Raw genomic sequence first — 26,892 nt, 5'->3', positions numbered from 1 at the left:
GGGGTGGGGCTTGCGGCAAGGCCCCTGAGGTGCTGCACAATCTGTCGATCCGTGACGAGATGGGGGATTGTTGTGACGAGTACGCCGAAACCGTTTGAGGTGCACGAGTCCGGTGCGCTGCTGCACGGCACCAGGGCCGACCTGGCGGTGGGGGATTACCTGGTGCCCGGACGCGAGTCGAATTATGAAGCCGGGCGGATCATGAACCACGTGTACGTCACCCGTACCTTGGATGCCGCGGTATGGGGCGCCGAGATGGCTGCCGGCGAGGGGCGAGGCCGCATCTACATCGTCGAACCCGAGGGTGCGCTGGAGGACGACCCAAACGTGACTGACAAGAAGCTCCCTGGCAACCCCACCCACTCCTACCGGACCCGTGAGCCGGTGAAGATCGTCGGTGAGCTCACCGACTGGGTGGGGCATTCACCCGAGCAACTGCAAGCCATGCGCGACACCCTGGCCGACCTTCGGCGGCAAGGGCTCGACGTCATCTACGACTGATGTCTACCGGTTTGCGTCGGGCCGCCTGGTTCGCTCGATACGGGGATTTGTGCCCGCTCCCCGTACCCTTCCCTCGTGGACGCGATCGACCCTGAGCAGCTCAGCACGTGCCTGCGGGTGCTGTCCGAGGTGCACACGCTGCCTCCCGAGCACCCCGACGCCATTGCTGTGCGCCAGGCCACCGCGAAGATGTTCAAGGAATTGAAGAAGGTTCGCCGGGCCGCCGCACGCGAGCGGGTTGCGGCCGCTGATCGCGCCGTCATCGCCGCGACCGCGACGGGTGCGCCGGGCCGGATCGACGACGAGACGCAAGGGCTGCCATTGGTGTCCACCGCGGTCGGGGCCACCGCGGGCACGCTGCTGCGCTCACAGCACTGCTATATCTGCAAGAACCACTTCACGGTGGTCGATGCCTTCTACCACCAGCTGTGTCCCGACTGCGCCGCGTTCAACCGGGCCAAGCGCGACGCCCGCACCGATCTGACCGGGCGCCGGGCCCTGCTGACCGGCGGGCGCGCCAAGATCGGCATGTACATCGCGCTGCGGCTGTTGCGCGACGGCGCACACACCACGATCACCACCCGGTTTCCCAACGACGCGGTGCGTCGATTCGCCGCGATGGAGGACAGTGCCGACTGGTTGCACCGGCTGCGGGTGGTGGGGATCGACCTGCGGGACCCGGCCCAGGTGGTGGCCCTGGCCGACGAGGTGGCCGCGCAGGGGCCGCTGGACATCCTGATCAACAACGCGGCGCAGACGGTGCGTCGCGCACCGGGTTCGTATGCCGCGCTGGTGGAGGCCGAGCGCACCCCGCCGCCGGCCTTGGTGGACGTCGTTACCTTCGACCACGTCAGCGACGCGCATCCGCATGCCCTGGCCGGGAGTCTCGGTGAGCACCCCACCCCGCACGCGCTCACCGAGCTGGCCCTGACCGCCCGCAGCGCCTCCCCGGAGCGGATCTCCGCGGGGACGGCCATCGACGCGGGTGGGCTGCTGCCTGATACCGCGCCGGTGAACAGTTGGACCCAACGCGTGCACGAGGTCGACGCGATGGAGCTCCTCGAAGTGCAGCTGTGCAACCAGACCGCGCCGTTCATTCTGGTGAGCCGGCTGCGTCCCGCGATGGCCGCGTCACCCGCCCGGCGCAAGTACGTGGTGAACGTGTCGGCGATGGAAGGCCAGTTCAGCCGCGGCTACAAGGGGCCCGGGCACCCACACACCAACATGGCCAAGGCCGCGCTGAACATGCTGACCCGCACCAGTTCTGGGGAGATGCTGGAACAGGACGGGATCTTGATGACCGCCGTCGATACCGGGTGGATCACCGACGAACGTCCGCATCCGACCAAGCTGCGGTTGGCCGAGGAAGGCTTCCACGCGCCGCTGGATCTGGTGGATGGTGCTGCGCGCGTGTATGACCCGATCGTGCGCGGGGAGTTGGGCGAGGATCTGTACGGCTGTTTCTTGAAGGATTACGCGAAGGCCAGTTGGTAGGGCTACCCTGCTCCCGGTTAGGCGAGCTGTCCGAGCATCGGGACGGACGCTCGAACCGTGGCGGCAACAGCGTCGGGGGAGGACGCGTCGTACTTACCGTCCAGGTGTGAGAAAAGCCAGACCGTGCGCAAACGCCCCACACCGCATTCGCCATCTTGGCGGATCTGACGTGGGATCGCCTGCCGAATGTCTACAAATAGCCATCGGTCGAACAACTCCCCGCCTGCTTTGACAAAGGTTGGCCGACGGGAATTTGGGAGCGTCGGCTTGTGCCGATAACTCATGAGGAACTATCCTGCGCGTCGATATTCCTCGAACCGCTCGGCGAGGCGATTCTTCGATGGCCGGTCGGCGCGCCGAGGGGGTAGGGTCAGCATTCGGCCGTCCATGTCTTGCAGGCCGTGCCGCAACATCGGGCCGTCGATCTCTTCCATGAGTTCCCGGTTGATGCTGACCACATAGTCAGGCGATATCCCAAGCAGGTTCGCATCGTAAGCAGCATGGTGAATCTTGCAGAGACTCAATCCATTTTGGACAATTGGTAGCCCATGGGCTTTGTTGTCCCCGACAATGTGGGCAGCATCTAGGAGCTTTCCGTGCCTCAGCGTGCAGACGGTGCAGCGACGTTGGTAGGCAATCAGGATTCGGCCGCGGAACTCGGGTTGGTGCAGCCGTATCTTCACAGCACGTTCGGCATACCGGCGCTCGACGGGTTTCAAGTGAAGGGGGTCGTCGACGAACCGGAGATTCTCGTCGAGCGCGAGGATGAACCGGCGGTTTGGCATATCGTCGTGCACGACATACACGGGGAATACTGGCACGAACGCTGAGGTCGCGACTTTTCGTAAGAGGATAATGGGCAGCTGTAGTTCAAGTGCCCGTCGCATCTTGATATTCTTGCCGTCGACGCTGGTCTTCTCGTATGCGTAGGAATACAACGAATCGCCGATCTCACCGTCGTCGTATTCGCCGTCGGGATCGGAAATCACCGACAGCGTCGCCATAAACGCGTTGGGATTCCAGATGCCGCTATTGCGATCGACGGCTTTGTAGATGTTGCCTCTGAGAGAGATTGACTCCAAGTCTGCGCGCGTGACGATGCCACGGTCGTCGGCGATGTCCGCAAGATGGTCGAAGAGCATCTTGCGGAGTTGCCGTTCGACTGCACTATCCATCCGCTGAGTGTGCCATGAATGGACTATTTCTCGTGACTGAGCGGATAAGAAGCTGACGGCTCGATCTGACAGTAGAAGGACCAATCCTGCAAGGATAGGGCGATGTTCGACGAGCCGAGCTTTGGCGATGTGGTGAACCCGACGCAGGAGGAGATCCGAGCTTGGGCGTACAGCGGAGCGATTGAGCCGATGCAGGATTGGGACCTAATCATCGCGGACGTGGACAACCTGGATTTGCTCCTGAAGCTTATCGGAGATCAAGCATGCCCTGCCCGAAGGTACCTACTTGACAGCTTGTACTGCCTGTTCGGCCATTCTGACCGCACCGACCCGCGTCTACTGAGAGCCGCCGAGACGGCTCGGGCAGCCTCGGACACGTGGATCGCGTCGTGGGGTCGGCGCGTGTGTCAGGCCGCTGGACATCCGTCCGAGTTCAATCGTGCAGACTGGTGTGGGCGGGACGGTTTTCGTTTGGACCCAGACGGATAGGGATCTCAGGCCATACCAACTGCACTCTGGCTGAGCGGATTTGCACGGTTGTCGATGGTGCCGGTAGGTCGGCCCGGCGGCGCTGTTCACTGCGAGAAGTATGGGCAGTGAGTCATCTGCGGGACGGCGGCAACTATGAGGCAGAACTCGACGATGACTTGCTAGTGCGCGTCATGGAGACTCCGTAGCGTCTGTGTGTTTGGAAGAGAGAGATGGCCCGGATTCTGCGACTGTAACGCTGCCTGGACCTCGGTCAGCGCGATCAATATCTCTTGCCAATGCCTCGGCTATCTCAACTGAGCCGGGTCGGAGTTACGCAGCATGCGCCTATATGGTCCCTTCAAATCCCGGCCCCCGCAACGGCTCCCCGAACCGCGCCCGGAGCTCCAACAATGGCTCGATGGTGCGGACCGCGAGTTCGAGCCGCTCCTCCAGCGTCCCGGTCAACAGCACCCAGGAGTGCCCGGCGGCGGTGAGCGCCTCGGCGAACCAGCCGGTCATCTCGGCACGGATGGCCAGGTCGCCTTCCCGCATCCCGTCGTCGTGCCAGGGCACACCCTCATGATCGGTGAGCAGGTAGACCGCTCGCGGCGGGACATTCGTCCAGGGCCCGCCGGATGCGTCGCCCAGGTAGCGGCGCTTCCAGATTGCGGTGGCGAACGCATCGGTGTCGCAGACCAAGATCGGCGATCCGGTCCGCACCGCCTGTTCTTCGAGCCTGGTCTGCTCCGGGCCGATGACATCGAAATCATGTGAATTCCACTGCAGGTCAGTGATATCCACGGTGGGGTTGGCAGCCCACTTGAGTTCGGTGTACTCGCGTCCGTACTCGGGCACACAGTGCGTCGCGGCCCACACCCCGCCGCGGGCGGCATAGTGCCGAGCCAACTGTTCGGCCACCGTCGTCGTCCCCGTCGACTCGGCGCCCACCACGACGACGCGCGTGGTCAGCCCGGCCCGGGTTGCCGCCGCCAACTCGTGCCAGTGGGCGGCGAGGTTGCGTCGTACCGCGGTGCTGCTGCCGGTACGTCCGGTCCTCACGGCGATGGCGCCGAACCACCGGGCGAGTTCGTCGACGTAGTCGTCACCGCTGAACACCGCGTCGATCTCCGGCGCGGCACCCGCAGCGCGCACGCCGGCGCGCATGGTTGCGACCTGCGCCGCCCAAACCCGCTGATCGTTCACGTCGACGGGTGCATCACAAGGGATTCCGGCGATACGCACGTTCGCATCGCACTGGTGCTCCTCGTGGAGCCACGCCATCCGGTCGGCCAGCGGAATGGTCTCGACGGCGGCGGCCATCACCAGCACGGTGAACCGGTCGCAGCGCGCGGCCGCGGCGCGGATCGCCTCGTGGTGCCCGATTCGCGGCGGATAGAACTTGCCGATCATCAGGCCATGCCGGAACTCGGTCATCGCGCCGCGCTGTCGGCCGGCAGGGCCGCCTCGGACGGGGCCGGCTCCCGGGTCCAGGCACGCAGCCCGGCGATGCACAGGCCGAGGAACAACACGTACACCGCCGCGGTGAGGATTAGCCCCTGGCTGAGATAGAGCGGGATGAAGATGCAGTCGGCGGCGATCCAGAAGTACCAGGTCTCGATCCGCCGGGTGTTGAGCAGCCATTGCGCGACCAGCGACAGACACGTCGTCACCGCGTCCAGGAACGGTGCCGCGTCGTGCGCGGCGGTCAGGATGAGGTACAGCACCCAGGTACCGAGCACCAAGAACACCGCGCACCAAGCCAACTCGGCCCGACTGCTCCGACGAACCACGGTGGTGCCCGCCTCTGCCCGGCCGCGCAACCACTGCCACCACCCGGCGAAGCCGAGGGCAATGTAGAGCACCTGTAGGCCCGAGGCCGCCCACAGGCTGGCCGAGGTGAACAGCACCAGGAAGAACGCGTTGTTGGCGATCCCGATGGGGAAGTTGAGGATGTTGCGTCGTACTGTCAGAGCGACGCACAGACCACCGGTGACGAAGCCGAGGAACTCGGCCCAACTGACCGCTTCGGTACCGATGGTGAAGAGCGCACCGTTGAGCGGCTCCACTATCCGGGCCAGCCAGTCGATCATCTGGCACAGCCTATTAGCTACGTCGTCGCCCACCACGGTGGGAATGCGATATCCAACCGTGTGCTCGTCTTATAGCCCGTCCACGTCGGGATACCGGCCGGTTGCCCGCGGTAGATTCCCCGTGCCGCGGCCACCACCCGGTTGTGTTCTGTTGGCCAACGGATTTCATCGGCGATCTGCTCGAGCACCTCGCGGTCCCGGTCGAGAACGCGACCGACGATACTGACCGCCGGCAGGGCATTGCTCTTGTCACCGTTGCACCGGCGGCACGCCAATACCAGGTTGGCTAGCCCGTCGATGCCGACCAACGACCACGGCAGCACGTGGTCGACCGGATCGCCCGATTGCAGGTGGGTATTGCAGTAGAAGCAGTGCGGGCCGAAGGCGGCTGTGAACGGTCCACGGACGGCCGCGAGGTCCGCGCGGTCCCGGCCAAACAGGTGCCCGGCGATGTCCGGTACCTCCGCCGTGAGGAACTTGTTCATCCCGCGGACGTCGTCGACCCACATGATTTCCAGAGCGGGTTTGAGCAATCCGGCCAGTCGGGCCAACCCGTGTGCCACGCCGGGCATCAACTCGATCGCATCGCCATGGGCACGCAAGGTCTTCCGTGACACGTTCTCGCCGAGGAACGAATCGTCGTATAGAAACGGGTCACCGGTTGCCGACCCCGGCAGCTTCTGGAGCCGCGGCAGCGGTTGCTTGGCCATGGCGATCACGATCTTGTCGATCGCCGCCTGGTAGTCCTCGGGCGCTCGCACCTTGGCCACTTCCAGCGACAGCCCACCGTTTCCCACACCGGCTGCAGCACGAAGCTCCAGCGTGGCTTCGATGATGCGTGCCTTCGAACCCGTCCGGCGTTGGCGCAGGATGTGGCCGTCGAAGGTGCGCACCTGCCGCCAGTAGATTCCCAGCACCCGGTGCGCGAGATCGGGGAGCGGTACCCGCAGTAGATCCTCAGGGTCAGGCGGCAGGTTCTCGATGCAATGCTGTATCAGACCCATCAAGGTCGCCAGTTTGTATGTGGCGTCCCGTTGTCCGGTCTCGAGGATCGCCACCACACGCTGGCCGAGCAGCAATGGATCGTCCACATTTGCACTGTCTCACACCCCTCCCCGGGGGGATCTGCCAGTTGCGTCAAGGCAAGAACGCCGACTGTGGAACAGTCGTATCGCCGGTGATACCTCGTTTCGAGTGCGGTCCTCAGCTCGACCGAGGTGGTGAAGTGACGGGTATCTGTTGCCGGATGGCGCATTCGGCTTCAGGCACCCGAGGGCATCGCGCGCGGCACAAGAACCGCTCAGCTCCTGACAGGTTCGACGCTCGAAATCTTCTGCGTCCGCTTGTAGAGCCACAGCAGAACCAGCGCGAACCCAACGATCCCGAGCAATTCGGCTGGTGTCCCGTCATTGCCGGTGAAGATCGCGAAGGGCGCGTCGTTGCCGGTGCCGGCGACGAACCCGGCGAAGATGACGCCGTAGAGGCTCTCGCCGACGATCATGCCGGTGGCCAGCAGCACGCCGAGGCGTTTCTTGCGCTCCACATTGCCGCCGGTACGGTCGGCCCACCGGTTGTAGAACCAACCCAGCAGCGCGCCGAGCGGGATGATCAGGGTCAGGCTCATCGGCAGGTACATGCCCATCCCGACGGCCAGCGGCGGGAGGCCGAAACGTGTGGTGCGGGTGAGGATCTCGTCGGCGATGACGATCCCGACGCCAATGGCGGCGCCCAGGCCGATCAGGGACCAGTCCAGGGATTCGCCGAACACCCCCTTGGCCAGTGAGGAGATCAGCGCGGCCTGAGGTGCGGCCAGGGCGTTGTCGGTGGCGCCGGGGGCGCCGAGGAATCCGAATGCGCGTTGCATCAGGTCGAGCACCGGCGGAATGATCGCTGAGCCGAACAGAACGCCGATCACCAAGGCGACCTGCTGTTTCCACGGGGTGGCGCCGACGAGTTGGCCGGTCTTGAGGTCTTGCAGGTTGTCGTTGGAGATGGTGGCCACGCCGAAGGTGATGGCCGCGACGAACAGGGTGAAGGCGACCAGCGCGACCGACTGGGTGTCGGAGGCCTGGCCGTAGACCAGTTTGATCAGCACCGCGGCGATGAGCACGGTGAGGATGCCGACACCGGAGATCGGACTGTTGGACGAGCCGATCAGGCCGGCCATGTAGCCGCAGACCGCCGCGATCACCAGGCCGATGACAAAGATGAAAATGACGCTGGCCACGATGATCCCAGCCGCGCTGCCTTGTAGGGCGGTTCCGTGGTCGAACGCCCACAGCAGCAAGGCAATCGGGACCAGCAGCACCACCACGGTGCCGATCACGATCGGGAACGGGATGTCGCGTTCGGTGATGTCGACCAGCTGGCCCTCCCGGCGGCTGCGCGCCGAGGCCAGCGCATCGGTAATGCCCTTGATGATCGGGCGCAGAATCTTCAGCAGCGTCCAGATGGCGGCGACCGCGATCGCCCCGGCCCCGATGAACCGCACCTCCTGTACGAAGATCCCGTCGATCACGTCGGTGACGGACTCGTCGGTGCCGAACGCGCCGATGGTGCGGATCGGCAGCAGCACCCCGAACGAGATGACCAGCCCGACGAGCATCGCGATCCCGACGGTCATGCCGATCAGATGCCCCACACCGATCAACGCCAGCGACAGGCTGGCCCCGAACATCGAGCCGCCGGCACCCACGCGGAAGTACGCCGCCACATAGTTGGCCAGCACCTTGAGGTTGGCCAGCAGGCCGAACCCGGCCGCCACCAGCGCACCGAACGCGATGACCCGAATACCGACGCGGTTGTCCTCGGCGCCGCCGGAGCTGTCACCGACCTTGAGCACCTCGGCGGCCGCCACCCCCTCCGGGTAGGGCAGGTCTGAGCCCGTCACCAGGGCCCGGCGCAGCGGGATGGAGTACATCACGCCGAGGATGCCGCCGAACGCGCACAGCGCCACGGTGGTCCAGTACGGGAAACCGGTCCACCACCCGACCATGATCAGCCCGGGCAGCACGAAGATGATCGCCGAAAGCGTGCCCGCCGCCGAGGCGACCGTCTGCACGATGTTGTTCTCCACGATCGAGTGGTTGGCGAAGTTGCGCAGGATCGCCATCGAGATCACCGCGGCCGGGATGGCGGTGGCGAAGGTCAGGCCGACCTTGAGTCCGAGGTAGACGTTCGCGGCGGTGAACACCAACGTGATGGCGCCGCCGAGCAGGATCCCGCGAACGGTCAGTTCACGCAGGGTCGGCGTGGTTGAGACGGCCAACTCGTCTTCCTCTCGATTGAAGTTGCTGACCAACGGTAGGCGCTGCGCTGCGGAATCGCGGCGTCATCGGACCGGCCGGTCGCCGCGTCCAGCCAGGAGATGGGATCTCGCTGGTACTCTGATCCCATGGAGGCCGTCATCGATTCCGGAGGCCGTGTTGTCCTGCCCAAGCAACTGCGCGATGCGTTGGGGCTGACTCCGGGCACGAAGGTCGATATCTCTGCGTACGGCGGGGGATTGCAGATCGTGCCGGGAGGACGGACCGCACGCCTGGAGCGGGATGAGAACGGGCGCCTGGTGGCCCGGGCCGACACGGTGGTTACCGACGACATGATGTTCGCTCTCATCGATTCGGGACGGCGCTGACGCCGGTGCCTGTCACGGCGGTCGACACCAGCGTCGCGGTGCCGCTTCTCGTGAGTTCCCATCAGCGCCACGCGGCCGTCGCGCGGTGGGCCCACGGCAAGACACTAGGGCTCAGTGGGCAAGCGCTGGCCGAAACATATTCGGTGTTGACCCGTCTGCCCGGTGACGCCCGCGTCGATCCGGCTGACGCCGTGGCCCTGATCGACGAGAGTTTTCCTGAGTCCTTCCCGCTCGGAGCGCGTGCCGCGCGCGCAGCCCACCGTGAGTTCGCTCGGCGCGGCATCGCTGGTGGAGCGACCTATGACGGGCTCGTGGCGCTGGCGGCTCGTGAGCACAACGTCGTCCTGGTCACCCGGGACGCACGTGCGCGCTCGACCTACGAAGCGCTCGGCGTGCGCACGGAAGTGCTGGTCGACGACGCGTCGTCGTAAGCGTGACCACGCGTCCAAGCCGCACCTCTTGTCGGACCCCGGGGCGATCATGGATCGCATGAATGACATCCCGTTCGACGCGGAGCCGCGGGGAGCGCGGGCAGCGGGTGTGGGCACGATGGATCGCCGCCGGGCTACACCCGACGAGGCCGTCACCGAGTTGGAATCCGCTTGGGAAGCGGTTTCCGCCACGGGTGCAGCCGTGCCCGCGCGGCGGTGGTGGTGGCGCAAACGCCAGTACTTCGAGGCTCTAGCTGCATTCGACGAGGCGAACCGGAGATTCGAGCGCGCGTTTTCCGGAGTCGCTCGGGCAGGCGTCGGTTCAATCCCGCACCAATGGGGATTGCTGAGCGACAACGCAGAATCGACGTTGGATTATTGCCTCGACGGCGATATCAGCCATGAATTGCGTCGTCGGTTGAAAGCCATACGTGACAAGCTTTTTGACGCACGAATAGCGGCGCATACCGGGGACCGGGATCTCGAGGCGGAACTGACATGTACGCTCGCGTCCTGTCTGGACCTTGAACCCTGCGACGAGCGGGCACGCCGTCTCGTGCATCATCTCCCGGCCTGGGCGCGGCCCATCCCTGATGTCGATCTGGATGACGCCGCACAAACTCTCACTCGCCGAGGGTTTGTTCGGTTCGCGGAGCGCTACTTTCACTACATGGAGCCGGCCTGGTTCTGTGCTGATACGCGTTTCCAGCTGCGCACGTTCACCGTATCGCTAACTGCGGTCGGCACATTAGAGCTGCACGACATCATCGTCACGGAGCTTCGTGGTGACAGCCGACCGACGTGCGCGCCCGGTTTGGGGACCGCGGCGCTGCAACATTTGTGTCGCACGGCCGACCACTACGGCTTGTCCGTGAGCCTCATGATCATGCCCGGTGATCGCACGGAAACCAGCGCCGCACGACTGGCCGGCTGGTACAGCCGCCACGGTTTCGAGATCCATCAGACGACTCCGGGGACCTACCTAGGGGCGAAAGGGCGTCGCGCCCCAAAACTACGGGAAAGTGACCAATCAACGTAGTACTGAGTGCGACTTCCCGAACCGCCGCAACGCGTCCCGGAAGGCCGGATTGCGATTCGCGTTCGGCAACACCTGTGAGCACATCGCGCAACGCCACGTCGACCCCGATGCGCTGCACACGCGACCGTAGAGCGCTGCCGCCACTGTGGGTGTGCGGCTGTACCCTCGCCGCAGTGCAGCAGCACCGTACTTCCCTGCGCGCGAAGGCCTTCGACCGTGCGCGCGGCCTCGAGTGGCACGTGGCCCAGATGTGGATTCTCGTCGGGGTGTCCGCCGCGCACATCGCCGTCGTCCCACCCGAGCGGGTAGCCACGCGGTTTGCCGACGCCACCCGGTTCGTGCCGGTCGACGCGCCCGGTGAGTTGGTCTACGACCACCCCGACATCATCGAGTTGGCCGTCGTCGACGTCCGGGCCCGCTACGCCGCCAGTCCGGACCCGGATCGTTTGCTGGGCGAGGAGTTCACGCTGCGGGATCTGCGGCTGGTCCATGAGGTGATCGCCGGGCACGTGCTGCAGCGTGACACCTTTCGCTGGGCGATGCAGCGACACCTCGAGCCGACGGGCTTCGTGATGACCGGCGGATGCGGGCGACCTGCGGAACTGTTTCGTCGCACATGATGTGAACCCCACGGTTCGTTGACGCCAATCATCTTCGGGCTGAGGTGTTTTACCTATGGCCAAACGTGAGTAGTTCGGCTCATTCGACGCATGCGTCAGTACTGTCGTACCGTCGAAAACGTGGAAATGTACAACCAGGCTTTCGAGTGGACGGAAACCAATCGGCACTGGCTCATCGAGGTTCCCATTCGGGTCGTGGCGTACATCGTCGTCGCGTTAATCATCCGGTATTTGCTGCAACGCGCGATCGACCGCGCCACCACCGGTAGGCCAAAGAAATCCAGTAGCGCAGAACTGGAAGGGCAAGCGAAGAAGCCACCGCTGCTGCGCTATCTGCGTGATCGGGCCTCGGCGACGACCAATGGCGTACGTGCGGCCGAACGTCGCCAGCAGCGGGCCCAGACCATCGGGTCGGTACTGAAGTCCACGGTGTCCATCGTGCTGCTGGTCTGGGTGGTCCTGGCGGTGCTCAGCGTGCTCGGCGTGAACATCGCGCCGTTCATCGCCTCGGCCGGTGTGGTCGGCCTCGCGATCGGCTTCGGCGCCCAGAACCTGGTCCGCGATTTTGTCACCGGTGTATTCATGCTGCTGGAGGACCAGTACGGCGTCGGTGACAACGTCGACCTCGGCGAGGTATCCGGGGAGGTGCAGAGCGTGGGTCTGAGAATCACCACCGTGCGCGACATCGACGGCACGCTCTGGTACGTCCGCAACGGCGAGATTGCCCGCGTCGGCAACATGAGCCAGGACTACGCGGTGGCCCGCGTCGAGGTCCCCGTCTCGCTGACCGCGGATGTGGACCGGGCCGAGCAGGTCGCTGTCGAAGCCGCCCACGATGTCATCGCCGACCCGTCGATGGCCGGCAAGGTCATCGGTGAACCGGAGATGCTCGGTGTGCAGTCGTTGGCGGCGGACCAGCTCACCTTGCGGATGACGCTCAAGACCCGGCCAAACGCGCAATGGTCTGTGCAGCGCAAACTCCGTCGGGAGATCCTGCGGGCCTACGACGAAAACGGAATCAACCTGCCTTACCCGCAGGGCCGCATTCACGCGGTCGTGGGTGGTCAGGAAACCACCGGCACTTAGTGAATCAGCTGGCTGTGAAACGGCCGATCCGTCGCCCGCCGTTCACCCACTGACTCCCTACCGGTCACCTGACCACGCCAAGCTTCGTCGACCCGTTGCACAACTGAAGAGGGTGACGAATGAGAACGGCGAGTGCGGCGTACGCCGCGGCGGTGACCACGGCGGCACTGATCCTGGCAGGCTGCACCACCGAGGAGCAGAAGCCCGGCGAGCCTCGGGCCGACGCTCCGAAGGCCACCTCGCCGATCGACTGGAATCTGCCTGACGCGGACCGTTACCACCGCACCGCCACATACCCGGTGCACCTCAACAAACCGGCCGAAGATCCGGTCGAAAAAGAAACCGTCGCCGAGATCTCCACCGTCACCCCCGACGGCAACACCGTCATCTACACCGACGCCGCGGCCAAGCGCATCGGCTTTCTCGACATTCACGATCCCGCCAAACCTGTTGGCAAGGGCACGCTTTCCCTCGCCGAGCTGGGCCACAAGGACGATCAGCCCACCTCGGTCGCGGCAGTCAACGAATTCGTCCTGGTCGTCGTCGACACCACTGGCGGCGACTTCCCGCACCCCTCCGGACGCGTCGACATCGTCCGGGTCAACGACCGCACCCGCGTGCACAGCATCGATCTGGGCGGTCAGCCCGACTCGATCGCCATCAGCCCCGACGGAACGTTCGCCGCGATCGCCATGGAGAACCAGCGCGACGAGGAGTTCACCCCGCCGGGCAAGCAGGAAGGCGATCTGCCGCAGCCGCCAACCGGTTTCGTGCAACTGATCGACCTCAAGGGTGCGCCGAACATGTGGAAGCCCCGCAAGGTGGACTTCGACGTCGAAGCGGCACGGAAAGCCGGGTTGGACACCCCGGAAGATCTGGAACCGGAGTACGTCAGCATCAACTCCCGCGGCCAGGTCGCCGTGACTCTGCAGGAGAACAACGGCATCGCCATCCTCGACGGCCGGGCCGGGACGGTCAGCAAGATCTTCAGCGCCGGAAGCCAATCCGTGCCAGGCATCGACACCAAAGAGGACGACACGATCGACCAGACCGGATCGATCCCCGACACCCCGCGCGAGCCCGATGCCATCGGCTGGATCGGCGACGACCATCTGGCCACCGCCAACGAGGGCGACTGGAAGGGCGGTACCCGCGGCTGGACGGTCTTCGACGCGGCTACGGGCGAGGTCGCCTGGGACGCCGGCAGCTCGCTCGAACAGCTCGCGGTCCGCACCGGCCTGCACATCGAAAGCCGGGCCGAGTCCAAGGGACCCGAGCCGGAAGGCCTGGCCATCACCAGCATCGGCGGCACGCCGACCGCGCTGATCGCCTCCGAACGCAGCAACTTCGTCGCGGTCTACGACGTCAGTGATGCCAAGGCGCCGAAGTTCCGGCAGATCCTGCCGACCACGCCGGGCCCGGAGGGAATCCTGCCGATCCCGTCGCGCAACCTACTGGCCATCTCGTCCGAGTCCGACGACGCCGAGAACCGTGTGCGCGCTTCGGTGAGTCTCTACGGCTACGGCGAACCCTTCGCCGGCGCCGGCAAGCCGGACTTCCCGTCGATCGTCTCCGGCGACATCGACGGTGCGCCGATCGGCTGGGGCGCGCTCGGGGCGTTGTCGGCGGACCCGAAGGACGCCAACCGGCTCTACACGGCCACCGACAACGCCTACGGCCCGGCGCGCATCCTCGGCGTCGACGTCAGCCAGAAACCCGCGCTGATCGACACCGCGCTGCCGGTCACCGAGGACGGCAAGCCCGTCACGCTCGACACCGAGGGCGTCGCCGCCCGGCCCGACGGCGGCTTCGTGTTGGCCGTGGAAGGTGACGACGGCGTCGGCAACCAGCTCGTCTACGTCGCCGCCGACGGCAAGATCGAGAAGCGGGTGCCGCTGCCCAACGACGTTGCGGCACAGCTCGGCAGCCAAGGCTTGGAAGGTGTTGCGGTCGACGGGGAGACGGTGTGGGTGGCGCTGCAGCGTGAGCTCAAGAGCGACCCGAAGGGCGTGGCACGCATTGGCCGTTACACGCCGGCCGGGGACAAGTGGGAGTGGTTCGGGTACCAGCTGGACACCACCGCGGCGAAGGATGACTGGATCGGGATCTCCGAAATCGCCGTCCACAACGGCGCATTGCTGGTCCTCGAACGTGACAAGCTCAACGGGCCTGACGCGCGGGTGAAAGCGCTGTACCGGGTGGCGATTCCGGACGGCACAGGGGTGTCCTCCTCCGAAAAGCCGCGGGTGCTACCGAAGACGTTGGCCCGCAACCTGTTGCCCGATCTGCAAGCCCCCAACGGGTACGTGCAGGAGAAGGTCGAGGGCTTCGCCATCGCCGGCAACCAGAACCTGTACGTGGTCACCGACAACGACGGACTCGACGACGCCAACGGAGAGACCGTGTTCCTCGACCTGGGGCCGGCCGCCGAGGCGCTGAAGGGGTAGCGCCAGTTCCGCCCCTGAGCCGGGTCCGCGTGTCATGATGGCGCGCATGGGGGCGGCGCTCATCCGATCCGACAAGCTGTTGATCTTCGGTGGCCTCGCGATCTGTGTGCTGGCCGGGCTGTCCCACTACGGTGGCTGGCCGCACCTGGTCGGCTTCGTCGTCAGCGCGGTGGCGGTCACCGTATTGGCCTCGCTCGTCGGGTTGGCCGTCGACCAGCTCGGCGACCGGTTCGGCCCCGGCGCAACCGGGGTGCTGCAGTCGGCGCTCGGCAACCTGCCGGAGCTGTTCATCTGCATCTTCGCGCTCAAGGCGGGCCTGGTCGACGTGGTGCGCGCCGCGCTGATCGGCTCCATCCTGGCCAACCTGCTACTGGTGCTTGGCCTGGCCTTCCTGGTCGGCGGATTGCGTCACGGCCCGCAGAAGCTGGGCTCCGCGCAGGTCCGCACCATCCTGGTGCTGATGGTGCTGTCGGTCACCGCGATGGCGATACCGTCGATCGCCCACGAGGTGCACGCCCCGGCCTCCCAGCACGAAGTCTCGTTCTCGATGATCGTGTCGGTGGTCCTGCTCGTGTTGTTCGCCCTGTCCCTGCCGTACTCGTTGCGCCGGGACAAGACCAAGACCGGCGACCCCGTGCCGCAGCCGCACAAGGAACCGCCGCGCTGGCCGGTCGGTTTGGCGATCGGCATGCTGGCCGTCGCGGGCGCGTCGGCGGCGTTCGTCTCCGATTGGTTCGTCGCCGCGCTGGAACCGGCGATGGACTCGCTCAACATTTCACAGGCCTTCGCCGGTTTGGTGATCGTGGCCATCGCCGGCAACGCGGTCGAGAACGTGGTCGGCGTGCAGTTGGCCGCCAAGAACCAGTCCGAGTACGCCTTCTCGATCATCCTGAACAGCCCGATCCAAATCGCCCTGGTGCTGGCCCCGGTGCTGGTGCTGGTGAGCCAGATCTTCGGGCTCGCCTCACTGACCCTGGTGTTCGGGCCGATGCTGATCGTTGCGCTGCTCGTCGCCGTCATCCTCGCCGCGATCATCGCCTTCGACGGGGAATCGACCTGGCTGGAAGGTGCGGCACTGATCGCGCTGTACTGCATCATCGCCGCCTCGTTCTGGTGGGGATGAGGCCCGTCGCCGGAAGCGTTGGAGGGCCTCAGTAGATCTCGCGATAGAGCGCGACGATCTCCTCGTGCGTCGGAATCCGTGGGTTGTTGTTCGGTGACCCGGATGCCAACGCTTGCGTTGCCATGATGTCCAGCTTTGCCTCCCAGGCGGTTTGGTCGATGCCGTACGCCCGGGGCGACGGCACCGCGACGTCGGTGCAGAGCTGCTCGAGCTCGGTCACCAAGGCGTTCGCCGCCGGGCGGTCTTCAGTGGATTGCGCTACAACACCCATGGCCCTGGCGCAGTCGGCATACCGGTCGACTGCCGAGTCGATCGAGAACTTGGTGACCGCAGGCAGCAGCATGGCGTTGGACAGGCCGTGTGCGACGTGGAAATGGCCACCGATCGGTCGGCTCATCCCGTGCACCAGCGCGACACTGGAGTTCGAGAACGCCATGCCTGCCTGCGTCGAGGCGAGCATCATGGCCTCGCGTGCGTCACGGTCAGCGCCGTCGGCGTAGGCCCGGCGCAGGTGCCGCGAAATCGACGTCATCGCCGCCAACGCGAGGGCATCGGTGAACCGGCTGGCGCGTCGGCTGACATACGCCTCGATCGCGTGGGTCAGCGCGTCCACCCCGGTGTCGGCGGTCAGGCGGGCCGGCATGGACACGGTCAGTTCGAAGTCCACGACGATGCCGATCGGCAGAAAGGACAGGCCGGGGCAGAGCATCTTCTCATCAGTGTCATCGTCGGTGACGACGGTGAATTGTGTTGCTTCCGACCCGCTTCCGGCGGTGGTCGGTACCGCGACGATCGGAAGTGCGGGCCCGGAGTAGCTGCTCGGTGCCTTGTAGGACGTGATGTTGTCGCCGGTGGCCGACAGCACTGCCAACGCCTTGGCGGTGTCCATCGGGCTGCCGCCGCCGAAACCGATGACGCCGTCGGCGTTGTGGCTGCGTGCCAGTTCCACACCGGCGGTGAGGGAAGCGGCCGTCGGGTCGGGCACGGTCTCGGAGAACACCGCGACGTCGGCGCCCGCGGCTTCCATCGTCTTGACGAGCCGTTCGGTTTGACCGGTCTCGGTGAGGAACTTGTCGGTGACCAGCAGGGGCCTGGAGATGTTGAGCTGGGTGATGACGGATCCGAGGTCATCGACCGATCCGGCACCGATCTTCGCGAAGCGGGGGAGTGCGATGTTCACCGTCATGGATCCGTCCTCACATGTTTCGGGGGGTTGAGGTTGAGATCGCCGGAGTGTGAAGCGATCTCGTTGCGGGGAGCCGAGTGACTCCGGTCATGAACCATGCTCATGTCTCATTCATGCACCCGTCAACGGCCAATGACGCACATGCGCGTGCACATTTGCACGTGTAGGTTTATCGCCATGTTCAGCGCCGACAACCTGCGCTTCTTCCTGGAAGTAGCGCGCACCGGCCGGCTCAACGAGGCCGCTCGCAATCTGGGGGTGGACCACACCACGGTGGGCCGGCGCATCACCGCGCTGGAAAAGGCCTTCGGGGAAAGGCTTTTCGACCGCTCCCCGGGAGGCTGGCATCTGACCGAGGCCGGTGCGGATCTGCTGCCACGTGCGGAGACGGTGGAATCGGCCGTCGTCGCGGCGTACGACGCGCGTACCTCCACGGCCGGCCCGCTCACCGGCACGGTGCGAATGGTGACGCCGGATGGGTTCGGCGCCTTCGTCGTGGCACCGCGGCTCATCGAACTACGACGCGCCCATCCCCATCTGGATGTCGAACTGGTCACCGCGACCGAACACGGGTCGCTGTCCGCCCGTCACTTCGACATTGCCGTCACGCTTGAGCAGCCGTCACCGCGCGCGGTGCATGTACACCATCTGGCCGGATACGACCTGCGGCTGTACGCCACACCGGAATACCTCAGCGCGGCGCCACCGATCACGGACATTGCCGATCTGACGGACCACACCCTGGTCTGGTACATCGACGCTCTGCTCGACGTGGCACCGCTGCGGATCCTGGAATCGCTGCCGCACAAGCAGCGGGTCGCGGTCCAGACCAACAACATCACCGGCCACTGGACGGCGGCGCGCAGCGGGCTCGGCATCGCGCCCCTGCCGGAATATCTCGGCGAACCGGACGACGCACTGGAAGTGGTTCTACCGGAGAAGTTCTCGGCGCGACGCAACTACTGGATGGTCATCCCACGGGAGATGCAGCAGCTCGGGCGGGTCCGGGCCGTCGCGCAGTTCCTGCGCTCCACGGTGGCCGCCAGCCCGTACCTCGCCCCAGCCGACTGGTAACCCGTCACACCGCGGGATGCTCCTTGTTCCACGGTGTGGCGGCCTGGAAGGCGCCGACGATGTCCACAAGCCGGCGCTCCTCGAAAGCGCTGCCGACCATCTGCAGGCCGACCGGGAAGGGGCGGCCGGATTCGGTGGTGGTGAAGCCGCCGGGGAAGGTGATCGTCGGCAATTGCGAGAGCGTGAACGGCACGGTGAACCGGTGTACTCCGGCGGTGGTCTCCTCGTCCATCCGGACCATCTTCTCGACCGGCGGTGCAATGAAGGACATCGCCGGAATCAGCACCGAGTCCACCTGCGCCAGCGCCGCCTCCATCTGGCCCTTGAACTTCAGCCTCCGCTGCAATAGTTCGTCATATTCGATGCCGGACATGGCGATTCCGCGATCGATCAGTTCACTGAGGGCAGGCCCGTAGCTGCCCTTCTGTTCTGGGTACAGCCCACGGTGCGCACGGGCGGTCTGCACCGCGCACACCCCGAACCAGTCGGTGATGGCCTCGGTCGGATCGGGCAGGGTGATCGGTACCAGCTCGGCGCCGAGATCGCGCAGAGCCTGCTCAGCCTCCCGATGCGCCTTCTCGACATCGATGCTGACCTCGCGATAGCTCCACTCCGGGTCGATCCCGATCCGGACACCGGTGAGGGAGGCCGGTGAGTGCGTGTCGAACTGAGGCACCGGCAACAACGATGCAGTCGGGTCACGGGGGTCGGGACCGGCAATCGCACCCAGGATCAGGCCCGCGTCGCGCGCCGAACGGCAGATCGGCCCTACGTGATCGAGCGTCGCGGCGAGTTCGACGACGCCGGCCCGGCTCACCCGGCCCCACGTCGGTTTCAGGCCCGTCGCGCCGTTGGAGGCCGACGGCATCCGGATCGACCCGCCGGTATCGGAGCCGAGCGCACCGAAACACAGCCCGGCAACCGGGGCGACACCGCTGCCGCTCGACGACACCCCGACCCAGCGATTCGGATCCCAGGGGTTGAGCGGCGCCTTGAACGGGGAGGTGTGCTCGGTGTAGACGCCCTCGGTGGTGTGCACCTTGCCGACGATGACGGCGCCGGCCTGCTCAAGTCGCTCGACCACAGTGGACGAGCTGTTGGCCACTTGTCCGGCCCGGATCGCCATTCCGGCCTCGGTCCGCCATCCGGCCTTGTCGTAAATGTCCTTGATGGCCAACGGAATACCGTCCAGCGGGCCACGGGTCGTGCCGGCCTTGCGCCGCTCGTCGGATTGGTCGGCCTGCGCCAGTGCCTCGTCCGGTGCGACATAGGCGTAGGACCCCAGCCGCTGATCCACCGTGGCGATCCGATCGAGGGTCAGCTGGGTCAATTGCCGTGCGGTGACCTCGCCGGCGGCCAGCATGTCGACCAGCTCGCAGATCTCCCGGTAGTGCAGACCGGCTTCCGAACCGTTGTCAGTCATTCGTCAATCTCCCTGTGTTTCAAACTGTTCAATCACTCAACCGCCACAGCGCGCTGGTCGTCCGGCAGCTCGTCGTCGATACCCGAGGTGGCGGAACCGTACTGCGAGCCCCGGGTGATGATGGTGAGCGGGATGTACACGATCGGTCCCAGCAGCATGGCCGCGAACGAGGCGAAGTGCAATGGATAGACGCCGAACACGCCGAGGGCACCCAGGGCGAGGCCCGCGGCCAGCGCCACCATGCCGCACAGGTTCCAGTCCTTGACCCGGCCCTCGCGGAACTCGATCTGACTGCTCGGCGCGAGTTTGAGCAGCTTGCGGCAGACGAAGTAGTCGCTGAGCAGGATGAAAATCCAGGTGTTGGTCATGATGCCAGTGACCGCCAGGAACTTGTCCGTGTACTGCAGCACGTTGATCGGATACAGCACCACGCCGAGCGCAACCAGCAGCACCATCCACCATTGCCGGCCAATGCGTTTGGGGGACAGCACATCCCAGGCGTTGGACAGGGCGAGAGACCCGGAGTACAGGTTCATGACGTTGATCCGCACCTGGGTCAAGATCGCGAAGATCACCCCGAGCGCGCCCATCACGACCGCGAAGATCAAGCCGGGATCGGTGGCGGCCAGCTCCTGCTCGGCACGGCTGCCGTCGAAATGCGAGATCATCGTGAAGCCGAGGAACACCCCGAGCACCATGACCACGGCAATCATCAGCAACTCGACGAGCATCACGCCCGCGGTACCGGCATAGGAAACTGAGCGCTTGACGAACCGCCCGTAGTCGGTGGCGATCAAAGCCTGGAACACCACCTGACCGTTGGCCAGGCTCAGCGCCTGCCACATGGCGGTGGCCGATACGCCGTCCTGAACCACCCATTCCCCCGGCCCGACGAGCACGTAGCCATTGGCCAGCATCACCATGCCGATGACGAAGAGGATCAAAAAGATCGGCATGCCGAACCGCTGCAGGATGTTCATCGAATGCATGCCGCGCCAGGAGTAATACAGCGCTATGAGAGCGACGATGCCGAATACCACGCTGGCAGCCGCCGAATTGATTGGTATTCCGGCGATTTCACTCAGGCCATGCGAAACGATGCTGCCCTCGAAGATGAAGTAGAACACGTAGTTCACCGCGTAGACGAACGAGGCGATCGCCGAGCCGCGGGCACCGAAACCGAGTCCGCGAGACAGCAGCGGCAGCGACAGGCCTTCCTGGCTGGCGATTCTCATCACCAAAGCGCCGACGATGGTGGCCCCGACGATCATGTAGGCAATCGGGATGAGCAGCATCGGCCAGCCCACCAGAAAGCCCATCTGGCCACCCAGCGCGAACCAGAACATCGCGGTGACGTTGCCGGTGAGGACGAGCAGGATCGCCGGCCGGCGCCAGCGTTGACTGTCCGGGACGCGCGTCGTCGCGTAGCTCTCGATCTGGTCATCGAGGCTGGTGGCCGGCCCCTGGAAATAACTGCTGAAGCTCAACGCATGATCCTTCCTCGCACCATCTCGCGACTGATGACCGAACGCGCATCCGGCGCGTCGTCTGAATTCGACCGCAGCGGATGTCGGGCCTGTGCTGGTGAAGCCGTAGGACCTCGCTGCGATGTGAACTACATCTCAACCTGCGGAAACGGCTTAGTCAACGGACAGTGCTGCACAGTGAAGTGCATAGATGCACAGCGTTGGAGCCAGCGGCGGCGCCGTGGTGGGCGGCTTCTGCCGAGCGGCCCAATTCGACAGTTACGACAAGGGATTCGAGGTGTAAGCGCTAGGCGGGCTGTTAGCCCTCGGCGGCCACCAACGACCCGAGTTTGATGTCGGGGTTGTCGCGCTGGAAGCCCTCGAGCCGCCACGGCGTGGAGAACAGCACCAGCATGACGCCGTCGGTGCGCGTCAGCACCTCACAGGACACCTGACGGTTCACGTACTCGGCGTCCTCCGGGCGGACCACGCGTGCGACCTGATACGGCAGGTTCTCCAGGGCGATCGGTGCGCTGAGCTCGGTGGCCATCCGGTGTGCGGCCACCTCGAACTGCATCGGCCCGACCGCGGCGAACACCGGGGCCTGGTCACCGCGCTTGTCGGAGCGCAGGACCTGCACGACGCCCTCCTGCTCGAGCTGCTCGATGCCCTTGCGGAACTGCTTGTGCTTGCTGGGATCGGTGCCGCGGGCCACCGCGAAGTGCTCGGGGGAGAAGCTCGGAATCGGCGGGTACACCACCGGGATATCGCGGTAGAGCGTGTCGCCGGGGCGCAGCACGGCGGCGTTGGCCAACCCGATCACATCGCCGGGCCAGGCGTCATCGAGCGTCGAGCGCTGCTGGCCGAACACCGACTGCGCGTACTTGGTCACGAACGGCTTGCCGGTGGCGGCGTGGGTCAGCACGTCGCCGCGTTCGAATGTGCCGGAGACGACGCGCGCGTAGGCGATGCGGTCGCGGTGCGAGGTGTCCATCCCGGCCTGCACCTTGAACACGAACGCGCTGAACGGTGAGTCGACCGCCCGTCGCACACCGTCGACGTCGAGCGATCCGCTGGGCGCGGGAGCCAGCTCGACCAGTACGTCCAGCAGCTGGTTCACCCCGAAGTTCAGCGCGGCCGAGGTGAACAGCACCGGCGAGGACTCACCGGACAGGAACGTCTCGCGCTCGTAGTCGGAACCGTCGGNGCCTGCGGCCAGCACCTGCACCGCAGCCGAGGCGTCCCCGGCCCGGATCGCCGAGGCCAGCGCGCCGATCGACGCACCGAACCGGTGCGAGGTCCGAAGCGCCGCCACCCCACGCGAACCCAGGCCCTCGACCAGATCGGCCAGCACCGCACCCGCCTCCACCGAGGCCAGCTGATCGGGGTCACCCACCAGCAGCAGCCGGGTCTGCGGCCGCACCGCCTCCAACAACCGGGCCATCATGGTCAGCGACACCATCGACGTCTCGTCGACCACGATCACATCGTGCGGCAATCGGTTCGCCCGGTGATGGCGGAACCGCNGCGGTGTCCCAGTCATCGCCGGCGGCGGCATGGGCGTCGGCGGCGGCGATGTGCTCCTCGGGAGCCGCGGTGGCGCCACCCGCGGTGCGGGTGAACCGGATGAACTTGTTCTGCCGGCGATCCATCACGCCCTTGAAGTCCCCGGCGATACCGACCGGCCAGGTCAGGGGAGTGGTGCGCAGCCCGATCCGCTCGTGGATCTCGTCCATCAACTCCAGCGCGTGCCGGCCCGGGCGGTCCCACTTGTTGATCACCGTGATGATCGGGATGCCGCGGTGCTTACACACCTGGAACAGCTTGAGGGTCTGCGGCTCAAGGCCTTTCGCGGCGTCGATCAGCATGACCGCGCAGTCCACCGCGGTCAGCACCCGGTAGGTGTCCTCGGAGAAGTCGGCGTGCCCCGGGGTGTCGAGCAGGTTGATGACGCAGTCGCGGTACGGGAACTGCAGCGCGGTGGAGGTGATCGAGATGCCGCGGGCCTTCTCCATCTCCATCCAGTCCGACACGGTCGACTTGCGGCCTGCCTTGCCGTGGATCGCGCCCGCCTCATTGATCACCCGGGCATGCAGCGCGAGCGCCTCGGTCAGTGTCGACTTACCGGCGTCCGGGTGGCTGATGACGGCGAAGGTGCGGCGACGGGCCGCCTCGGACGAGATCCGGGCAGCTTGCGGGGTGCTGGAGGCAGGCGGCGCCGGGGCGTCGTCGAGGGCTTTGTCGGTCATGTCGACTAGCGATGGTATGGGCGGTTGCGGCCAAACCAGTAATCGAGCGGCGTGACCGCGTCGGTGATATCACCGGTGATATCGCATTTCCCGACCACCTATCTGTCCCCTCCCGGTGCTCATGTGACGCGTGTGGTCAACCCCCGTCATCGCGGCCGCGCCGGAGGGCATCATCGATCGTGATGAACATCTGCGTTTTCCTGTCCGCCGCCGACCTCGATGAGCGCTACACCGAACCGGCCCGCACCTTCGCCGAACTCCTCGGCAAGGGCGGCCACGCGCTGATCTGGGGCGGGTCCGACAAGGGGTTGATGAAGGTCGTCGCCGACGGGGTGCAGCTCAGCGGCGGCCGGCTGGTGGGGATCTCCGTGGAGTTCCTGCGGCAGCAGGCCAGGGCCAACGCCGACGAGATGGTGTTCACCGCGGACCTCGCCGAACGCAAGGCGCAACTGCTGGCGCGTTCCGACGCGCTCGTGGTGATGGCCGGCGGGCTCGGCACGCTCGACGAGGCCACCGAGATCCTGGAACTGCGCAAGCACCGGCGCCACGACAAGCCCGTCGTGCTGCTGAACACCGCGGGCTTCTACGACGGCCTGGTGATCCAGCTCCGGCGGATGGAGCAGGACGGGTTCCTGCCCATGCCGTTGGACGAGCTGGTGTACGTAACCGAGGAGCCCGACGCGGCGATCGAATACCTGGAGCAGACCGGCCGCTGACGCAACGACCACATCACGACTCGCCCACATCGGAGAGGCATTGCGTCGAAGTCGAAACGTCCCGGCTACGATTGAGGCACGGATCGAGCCTCGATTCAATCCGGCCCTCGCCGAACCACATTGGAGTGAAATTGACGTCTGTTCGCCGTGCCTACCTGGCGGTCGCACTAGCGGTGCTGGCCGTCTCGGGTGGTGTCGTCGTCTCGGCCCTGCCGGACTGCGCCGCCGAGCACTGCCAGACGTTGGCCGCCCCGCCCCAGGGCGTCCCGCAGCCGTCGCCCACCGAACCGGCCAGGCTCACCATCACCCCGAAGCCCAACGCTGAAGTCGACCCGCTGGCCCGCATCATGGTCACCGCCGACACCGGCACCGTGGCGAGCGTCAAGATGGTCAACGACGCCGGCAAGGAGATCCCCGGCGTCCTCACCCCCGACGCCAAGACCTGGAAGCCGACCACCGCGCTCGGCTACGGCCGCACCTACACGTTGACGGTCGACGCCCGCGGCCCCGGCGGCATGCCGACCCGCAAGAGCACCACCTTCACCACCCTGACCCCCGGCTACCAGGCCCGCGTCTACCTCAACGGCACGTCGGCCGCGTCGCTGCAGGACGGCGCCACCTACGGCGTCGGGATGGTGATCGTGGCGCGCTTCGACGAGCCCATCACCGACAAGGCCAACGCCGAGCGGCGGATGAAGGTCATCACCGAGCCCAAGGCCGTCGGCTCCTGGAACTGGATCGACGATCAGACCGCGCACTGGCGCCCGGAGAAGTACTACGCCCCGGGCACCAAGGTCACCGTCGACGCCGGCATCTACGGCGCCAAACTCGGCGAGGATCTCTACGGAGCTCAGGACGAGAAGGTGTCGTTCACCATCGGCGCCTCGCACGTCTCGATCGCCGACGACACCGACAAGCAGGTCAGGGTCTACGAGAACGGCAAGCTGGTGCGCACCATGCCGACCTCGATGGGCATGGGCGGCACCGAAACCGTCGGCGGCACCACCCTGAGTTTCTGGACGCCGCGCGGCATCTACACCGTGATGGACAAGGCCAACCCGGTGGTGATGGACTCCTCGACCTATGGCCTGCCGATCAACTCCCGGCTGGGCTACAAGACCACCATCCCGTTCGCCACCCGCATCAGCATGGACGGCATCTACCTGCACCAGCTGAACTCGACCATCTGGGCGCAGGGCAAGGAGAACGTCAGCCACGGCTGCCTCAACCTCAGCGGTGAGAACGCCGAATGGTTCTACAACTTCTCCGTTCCCGGCGACATCGTCGAGATCCGCAACACCGGCGGCGACCCACTGAAGCCGACCAACAACGGCGACTGGTCGGTGCCGTGGGCCGAATGGGTCAAGGGCAGCGCGCTGCGCTGAGCGCCCCGCTCAGAACACCCGACGCGGTGGCGGTGACTCCGGCAGGATCGCCGGCAGGATGAACGTCTCGATGTAACTCCGCGCCACCGCCGGATCGGTGACGCCGGGGACGGTCTTCATCAGGAAGCTGAGCGCGGTCGCAATGATGAACTGCGCCAGGTCATTCGGGTGCAGGCCGGGGCGGAACGGGGTGCCGTCGGCGACGACGGTCTCCACGGTGGATTTCACCAGCTCGGTCAACCCGCTGTCATTCGCGATCAGCGAGGCGATCGTGCCGTCGCCGGTCTGGTCGGCGATCGTGTTGAGCAGCGGATCGGATACCAGCTCGCTCGCCACGATCACCAGACTCTCGACCAGGAGATCGACCGGCCCGGCGCCCGCGGGCATCCGGGACAGGATCGACGCCATATGACGCTGGGTGGTGCGCTGCACCATGGCGGCGACGAGCTCGTCGCGGTTGGCGAATTGGCGGTAGATCGCGGTGCGCGAATAGCCGGCCTCACGCGCGATGACCTCCATCGTCGCAGCGCGGTAGCCGCGGGTGACGAACAGGTGCTCGGCGGCGTCCATCAACACCTCGCGGGCCTGTTCGGCGGTGTTGCCGCCGCCGACTGGCCGTCCGCGGGGGCGGCGTTCTGGTGCTGACAATCGACATCCTGCTCGGCGGTGTAAAGGGGTTTCAGTATGCCGGACAACTGCCGGCAGCCGACATTAAAGAAACATCTATACAGATTTGTGCATTTTCCTGCGGTGGGCGGACGGCGCCGGTTAGCGTGCCTGCGTGATCAAGCGGGGGCGAGTAGTCCAGGCAGCGCTGACGGGGTTGGGCGTGATCGTGGTCGCGCTCTGGCTGGGGCTGATCGGGGGAGCGGTCCCGACGGCCCACGCGGATCCTGATTCCGGCAACACCGGCCACTCAACCTCCCAGTCCGCCAAGCACTCTGACAAGGCCAAACCGCACCCCGCCCGCCTCGGGCCGCGAAAGCACAAGGCGCCGCCTGGTGAGCCGCCGGCGCAGGAACCGCCCACGCGCGCACTGCCCATCCCCGCACAGGCCCGTGAGATGGTCGAGGGATTCACCACGCAGGTGCGCACCGCACTGGCCGATGTTGCGCAGCGGACGCCGAAAGCCCGGGCCGTTAAACCGCTTCCACGAACCAGGTCCGTGACAGTGCGCGAGCGGCGAGTCGTTCTCGAGACTGTTTCCGCCGCGGACGCCGCAAACGTGGCCGAACACCCGACCCCCGACGTCGCGGCGGTCGCCGATCCGCCCGGCACCGTC

The 26,892-nt window shown here is 65.9% G+C and carries 22 protein-coding genes and 2 pseudogenes; 13 read left to right on the top strand and 11 right to left on the bottom strand.

Translation table 11 applies throughout. The annotated features are described in order from the left end of the window. Nucleotides 1-72 precede the first annotated feature (72 nt). Nucleotides 73-501 carry an NAD(+)--rifampin ADP-ribosyltransferase gene (gene arr / locus BN4332_RS22115; RefSeq protein WP_066901633.1) on the top strand — a complete coding sequence of 143 codons (429 nt, stop codon included), beginning with the start codon at nt 73-75 and terminating at the stop codon, nt 499-501. 75 nt (nt 502-576) lie between these two features. Then, nucleotides 577-1,995, top strand: a complete 1,419-nt coding sequence (locus BN4332_RS22110; RefSeq protein WP_066901631.1) for an SDR family NAD(P)-dependent oxidoreductase — start codon at nt 577-579, stop codon at nt 1,993-1,995. Between the two features lie 290 nt (nt 1,996-2,285). Here BN4332_RS22110 and BN4332_RS22105 read toward each other — a convergent pair whose 3' ends face one another. From BN4332_RS22105 to BN4332_RS22080, 5 genes are all read right to left on the bottom strand, one after another. Beyond that, nucleotides 2,286-3,170: an HNH endonuclease gene (locus BN4332_RS22105; protein WP_066901629.1), complete on the bottom strand. Its 885-nt coding sequence runs from the start codon at nt 3,168-3,170 to the stop codon at nt 2,286-2,288. A gap of 816 nt (nt 3,171-3,986) precedes the next feature. Beyond that, nucleotides 3,987-5,075, bottom strand: coding sequence for an AAA family ATPase (locus BN4332_RS22095; protein ID WP_066901625.1), 1,089 nt, complete (start codon nt 5,073-5,075; stop codon nt 3,987-3,989). Continuing rightward, on the bottom strand, nt 5,072-5,731 hold the full coding sequence (gene pnuC / locus BN4332_RS22090) for a nicotinamide riboside transporter PnuC (RefSeq protein ID WP_066901623.1): 660 nt from the start codon (nt 5,729-5,731) through the stop codon (nt 5,072-5,074). The genes BN4332_RS22095 and pnuC overlap by 4 nt, the downstream gene beginning before the upstream one ends. 17 nt (nt 5,732-5,748) lie before the next feature. Then, entirely contained in the window at nt 5,749-6,822 is a 1,074-nt protein-coding gene (locus BN4332_RS22085; protein WP_066901621.1) for an HNH endonuclease, read from the bottom strand. 209 nt (nt 6,823-7,031) lie between these two features. Next, entirely contained in the window at nt 7,032-8,999 is a 1,968-nt protein-coding gene (locus BN4332_RS22080) for an OPT family oligopeptide transporter (RefSeq protein WP_066901688.1), read from the bottom strand. A 126-nt stretch (nt 9,000-9,125) separates the two neighbouring features. Between BN4332_RS22080 and BN4332_RS22075 the strand changes: the two genes are divergently transcribed. From BN4332_RS22075 to cax, 7 genes are all read left to right on the top strand, one after another. Beyond that, nucleotides 9,126-9,365, top strand: a complete 240-nt coding sequence (locus BN4332_RS22075) for an AbrB/MazE/SpoVT family DNA-binding domain-containing protein (protein WP_066901619.1) — start codon at nt 9,126-9,128, stop codon at nt 9,363-9,365. Then, nucleotides 9,362-9,796 carry a type II toxin-antitoxin system VapC family toxin gene (locus BN4332_RS22070; RefSeq protein WP_066901617.1) on the top strand — a complete coding sequence of 145 codons (435 nt, stop codon included), beginning with the start codon at nt 9,362-9,364 and terminating at the stop codon, nt 9,794-9,796. The genes BN4332_RS22075 and BN4332_RS22070 overlap by 4 nt, the downstream gene beginning before the upstream one ends. 58 nt (nt 9,797-9,854) lie before the next feature. After that, nucleotides 9,855-10,835 (top strand): hypothetical protein, encoded by a 981-nt coding sequence (locus tag BN4332_RS22065; protein ID WP_074133146.1) that lies wholly within the window; start codon nt 9,855-9,857, stop codon nt 10,833-10,835. Between the two features lie 173 nt (nt 10,836-11,008). Further along, nucleotides 11,009-11,455, top strand: coding sequence for an NrtR DNA-binding winged helix domain-containing protein (locus BN4332_RS22060; RefSeq protein WP_066901613.1), 447 nt, complete (start codon nt 11,009-11,011; stop codon nt 11,453-11,455). Nucleotides 11,456-11,581: 126 nt separating this feature from the next. After that, nucleotides 11,582-12,541, top strand: coding sequence for a mechanosensitive ion channel family protein (locus BN4332_RS22055; protein ID WP_200820432.1), 960 nt, complete (start codon nt 11,582-11,584; stop codon nt 12,539-12,541). 119 nt (nt 12,542-12,660) lie between these two features. After that, nucleotides 12,661-14,988, top strand: a complete 2,328-nt coding sequence (locus tag BN4332_RS22050; RefSeq protein ID WP_066901609.1) for an esterase-like activity of phytase family protein — start codon at nt 12,661-12,663, stop codon at nt 14,986-14,988. 46 nt (nt 14,989-15,034) lie between these two features. Further along, nucleotides 15,035-16,111 (top strand): calcium/proton exchanger, encoded by a 1,077-nt coding sequence (gene cax, locus BN4332_RS22045; RefSeq protein WP_066901686.1) that lies wholly within the window; start codon nt 15,035-15,037, stop codon nt 16,109-16,111. A 28-nt stretch (nt 16,112-16,139) separates the two neighbouring features. Here the strand turns inward: cax and BN4332_RS22040 are convergent, their stop codons facing one another. Then, nucleotides 16,140-17,297, bottom strand: a complete 1,158-nt coding sequence (locus BN4332_RS22040; protein WP_066901607.1) for an iron-containing alcohol dehydrogenase — start codon at nt 17,295-17,297, stop codon at nt 16,140-16,142. A 177-nt stretch (nt 17,298-17,474) separates the two neighbouring features. On the opposite strand from BN4332_RS22040, the gene BN4332_RS22035 reads away from it, so the two are divergent. Continuing rightward, a complete protein-coding gene (locus tag BN4332_RS22035) occupies nt 17,475-18,371 on the top strand; it encodes a LysR family transcriptional regulator (protein ID WP_066901605.1) in 897 nt (298 codons plus the stop codon). Nucleotides 18,372-18,375: 4 nt separating this feature from the next. On the opposite strand, the gene BN4332_RS22030 is transcribed toward BN4332_RS22035, so the two are convergent. From BN4332_RS22030 to BN4332_RS22015, 4 genes and pseudogenes are all read right to left on the bottom strand, one after another. Next, the gene (locus BN4332_RS22030; protein ID WP_066901603.1) at nt 18,376-19,794 is read right to left on the bottom strand and encodes an amidase; all 1,419 of its coding nucleotides are present in this window, start codon (nt 19,792-19,794) and stop codon (nt 18,376-18,378) included. Between the two features lie 32 nt (nt 19,795-19,826). Next, nucleotides 19,827-21,281: a purine-cytosine permease family protein gene (locus BN4332_RS22025; protein WP_074133145.1), complete on the bottom strand. Its 1,455-nt coding sequence runs from the start codon at nt 21,279-21,281 to the stop codon at nt 19,827-19,829. A gap of 298 nt (nt 21,282-21,579) precedes the next feature. After that, a pseudogene (locus BN4332_RS22020) lies at nt 21,580-22,464 on the bottom strand (peptide chain release factor 3); the annotation flags it as partial. 66 nt (nt 22,465-22,530) lie between these two features. Further along, nucleotides 22,531-23,509 (bottom strand): annotated as a pseudogene (locus BN4332_RS22015) (GTP-binding protein); the annotation flags it as partial. Nucleotides 23,510-23,691: 182 nt separating this feature from the next. On the opposite strand from BN4332_RS22015, the gene BN4332_RS22010 reads away from it, so the two are divergent. Beyond that, on the top strand, nt 23,692-24,225 hold the full coding sequence (locus tag BN4332_RS22010) for an LOG family protein (RefSeq protein WP_066901601.1): 534 nt from the start codon (nt 23,692-23,694) through the stop codon (nt 24,223-24,225). Between the two features lie 125 nt (nt 24,226-24,350). Beyond that, the gene (locus tag BN4332_RS22005) at nt 24,351-25,610 is read left to right on the top strand and encodes a L,D-transpeptidase (protein ID WP_066901599.1); all 1,260 of its coding nucleotides are present in this window, start codon (nt 24,351-24,353) and stop codon (nt 25,608-25,610) included. A gap of 9 nt (nt 25,611-25,619) precedes the next feature. Here the strand turns inward: BN4332_RS22005 and BN4332_RS22000 are convergent, their stop codons facing one another. Beyond that, nucleotides 25,620-26,258, bottom strand: a complete 639-nt coding sequence (locus BN4332_RS22000; protein WP_074133143.1) for a TetR/AcrR family transcriptional regulator — start codon at nt 26,256-26,258, stop codon at nt 25,620-25,622. A gap of 133 nt (nt 26,259-26,391) precedes the next feature. On the opposite strand from BN4332_RS22000, the gene BN4332_RS21995 reads away from it, so the two are divergent. Beyond that, on the top strand, nt 26,392-26,892 hold a 501-nt coding region (locus tag BN4332_RS21995), incomplete at its 3' end, for a hypothetical protein (RefSeq protein WP_200820332.1).

Origin of the sequence: Mycolicibacterium houstonense, from assembly GCF_900078665.2 — a bacterium.
Lineage (GTDB): Bacteria > Actinomycetota > Actinomycetes > Mycobacteriales > Mycobacteriaceae > Mycobacterium > Mycobacterium houstonense.
The sequence above is the reverse complement of the archived record's forward strand: the minus strand, read 5'-3'. Positions and strand labels throughout refer to the sequence as shown.

Excerpts from the sequence above, each read along its gene's own strand:
- BN4332_RS22105 (WP_066901629.1), bottom strand. The coding sequence starts at position 3,170 with ATGGATAGTGCAGTCGAACGGCAACTCCGCAAGATGCTCTTCGACCAT.
- BN4332_RS22095 (WP_066901625.1), bottom strand. The coding sequence starts at position 5,075 with ATGACCGAGTTCCGGCATGGCCTGATGATCGGCAAGTTCTATCCGCCG.
- pnuC (WP_066901623.1), bottom strand. The coding sequence starts at position 5,731 with ATGATCGACTGGCTGGCCCGGATAGTGGAGCCGCTCAACGGTGCGCTC.
- BN4332_RS22075 (WP_066901619.1), top strand. The coding sequence starts at position 9,126 with ATGGAGGCCGTCATCGATTCCGGAGGCCGTGTTGTCCTGCCCAAGCAA.
- BN4332_RS22065 (WP_074133146.1), top strand. The coding sequence starts at position 9,855 with ATGAATGACATCCCGTTCGACGCGGAGCCGCGGGGAGCGCGGGCAGCG.
- BN4332_RS22055 (WP_200820432.1), top strand. The coding sequence starts at position 11,582 with ATGTACAACCAGGCTTTCGAGTGGACGGAAACCAATCGGCACTGGCTC.
- BN4332_RS22050 (WP_066901609.1), top strand. The coding sequence starts at position 12,661 with ATGAGAACGGCGAGTGCGGCGTACGCCGCGGCGGTGACCACGGCGGCA.
- cax (WP_066901686.1), top strand. The coding sequence starts at position 15,035 with ATGGGGGCGGCGCTCATCCGATCCGACAAGCTGTTGATCTTCGGTGGC.
- BN4332_RS22040 (WP_066901607.1), bottom strand. The coding sequence starts at position 17,297 with ATGACGGTGAACATCGCACTCCCCCGCTTCGCGAAGATCGGTGCCGGA.
- BN4332_RS22035 (WP_066901605.1), top strand. The coding sequence starts at position 17,475 with ATGTTCAGCGCCGACAACCTGCGCTTCTTCCTGGAAGTAGCGCGCACC.
- BN4332_RS22030 (WP_066901603.1), bottom strand. The coding sequence starts at position 19,794 with ATGACTGACAACGGTTCGGAAGCCGGTCTGCACTACCGGGAGATCTGC.
- BN4332_RS22010 (WP_066901601.1), top strand. The coding sequence starts at position 23,692 with ATGAACATCTGCGTTTTCCTGTCCGCCGCCGACCTCGATGAGCGCTAC.